The sequence below is a fragment of the Faecalibacterium sp. An192 genome (assembly GCF_002160175.1).
Taxonomy (GTDB): domain Bacteria; phylum Bacillota; class Clostridia; order Oscillospirales; family Ruminococcaceae; genus Faecalibacterium.
Window position 1 is genome coordinate 1 of sequence record NZ_NFKB01000122.1, and the last position, 1,784, is coordinate 1,784.

Genomic DNA, 1,784 nt, shown 5'->3' on the forward strand with positions numbered 1-1,784 from the left:
CACTTGCCGCAGTACAGTAAACCGTCCTCGCCGGTGTAGTCCTCCGGCTCCGGGGTGGTGGCCGTCATATTCTCCAAAACAGCGTTGATTTCGTTCTTCATAAACTCTCACCCTCCTTGCATGAGTAGTCTGGTATGCCCTTTTTCGGGGCTTTCTTGGCTGCGTCCTCCTGCGCCCATTTGTAGATTGTGGCGGCATGGCTCTTGTATCGTTTGCCGCTGGACGCGATATGGCAGGATAGCCGGTCAATGTAGTAGTTCCATTTGTCGGGCAGGTCTGCTTTCAGCCCGTCCAGTTCTGATTGCGAAAGAAAGACATTTTCATACCGGCCATAGGCGGCGCGGGTGGGTTGTCCCGTATCTAACTCTCGCTCTCTCTCTTTTTCTATCTCTATCTCTTTCTCTATCTCTATCTCTGGTGGACAAATGTCCGCTTGATATGGTGGACATTTGTCCGCCCCGGCCTTTGGCAAGGCTTTTTGCTCCTGCAAAGCCAGCCTTGCCCGCCGTTTTCGCTCCCCCTCGGTAGAGGATTGGCCGATAAGCAGTTCAATGTTGCTCATATACAGCGCGCCGTTCTGTAACGGCTCCACAAGCCCCAGCTTCATAAAAATCTGCAAGGCTCGTTCTACGGTGCCGACTTGCTGGCGGGTAATGGTGGCAATCATCTGCGCGGTGTAGGGGATATTTTCATCAAGCTGCAACTTCCCGCCGTTTTTCAGCGATTTCAGGTACAGTTTCAAGAGAATGTTGGAATAGAGGATGCCGTCCTGCATACTTTCCAGCAGTACGATAGCGTCCTCGTCAAAGTAATTCTCTTTCAGCTTGAGGTAATAGTATTTTCGGTTGTCTGACATGGTTCCTCCTTTGGGTGGATTTGGGGCGTTTGTACGCATTTAGAACGCCGTTTACGGGGGAAAAGGATAAATGTATCGCGTACCCTTTGACACCCACGAAAAAAGCCTTGATTTATGCGGGTTTGAAAGGCTCTAAAGCGTGACATCTCTGCCTTTGTTTCCGCTTTCTCTCGGCGGCTTTGATTTTCTTCATGCGTCCGGCGCAGTCGGGGCAGTATTTTCCCCGGTTGGATTTGGGGACAAATGCCGCGCCGCAGACGGCGCACCGTTTCCGGCTCCCCCGGTACAAGAGGGCTGCGGCCAGCTCCCCGTCAAGGGGCAGGACAGCCACACGGAACCAGCGGCACATGAGGGAAAGGGAAATGCTCTGGACGCATACGCAAGGCTCCCCGTCGTCCAACAGCAGGCAGTTTCCCTCGTCATAGTTACAGCACTCATGCACCAGCCGCCGCGCCCGCCGGTGCTGGCGGTAGTCCATGCGGGGCAGCTTATCGCTCATGGCTCTGCTCCTTTCTGCGGCGGGGTTCCTCCCGGCGTAAAATCTGGTCGATATTCCGCTTGACGGTCTGCAACTCCGTGTACCGCTGTTTCTGTTCGTGGTAGGTGTTATACAGGCCGGATTTCTTGGAAACAAGCTGCTCGATCTCGTCCTGCAACGCTTTCCGGGCGGGCAGCCTGGTAATGCCATGTGCCTTGAAATACCGGGCGGCTGCATCGGCTATGATAAAATCGCTCTCATGCGCCTGCCGGTATGCTTCGCGGGCTTTGGGGGATTTCTGCGCTTTCAGGCCGTCGCGGGCGGGCTTGGTCTTGGCGTAAGCAAGTACCTGTCGCTGCAACTCCTTTTTCCCTTGCAGCTTCGTTTCCAGCGTTTTCAGTTCGCCGCTGGTCTGGCGCATTTCCTCATAGGCGGTATCAAAAGCAGCTT

2 protein-coding genes and 2 pseudogenes are annotated in these 1,784 nt (G+C 54.5%); all 4 read right to left on the reverse strand.

Annotation, left to right across the window (positions count from 1 at the left end):
* Positions 1-101, reverse strand: a pseudogene (locus B5F27_RS16700) (ATP-binding protein); the annotation flags it as partial.
* Complete coding sequence (locus tag B5F27_RS16165) at positions 98-856, reverse strand: phage replisome organizer N-terminal domain-containing protein (protein ID WP_087369061.1); 759 nt, start codon at positions 854-856, stop codon at positions 98-100. The gene B5F27_RS16165 and the pseudogene B5F27_RS16700, both read right to left, overlap by 4 nt.
* Positions 857-968: 112 nt before the next feature.
* Positions 969-1,355 (reverse strand): cysteine-rich VLP domain-containing protein, encoded by a 387-nt coding sequence (locus tag B5F27_RS16170; protein ID WP_087369062.1) that lies wholly within the window; start codon positions 1,353-1,355, stop codon positions 969-971.
* Positions 1,345-1,784, reverse strand: a pseudogene (locus B5F27_RS16175) (relaxase); the annotation flags it as partial. The pseudogene B5F27_RS16175 and the gene B5F27_RS16170, both read right to left, overlap by 11 nt.

Excerpts from the sequence above, each read along its gene's own strand:
- B5F27_RS16170 (WP_087369062.1), bottom strand. The coding sequence starts at position 1,355 with ATGAGCGATAAGCTGCCCCGCATGGACTACCGCCAGCACCGGCGGGCG.
- B5F27_RS16165 (WP_087369061.1), bottom strand. The coding sequence starts at position 856 with ATGTCAGACAACCGAAAATACTATTACCTCAAGCTGAAAGAGAATTAC.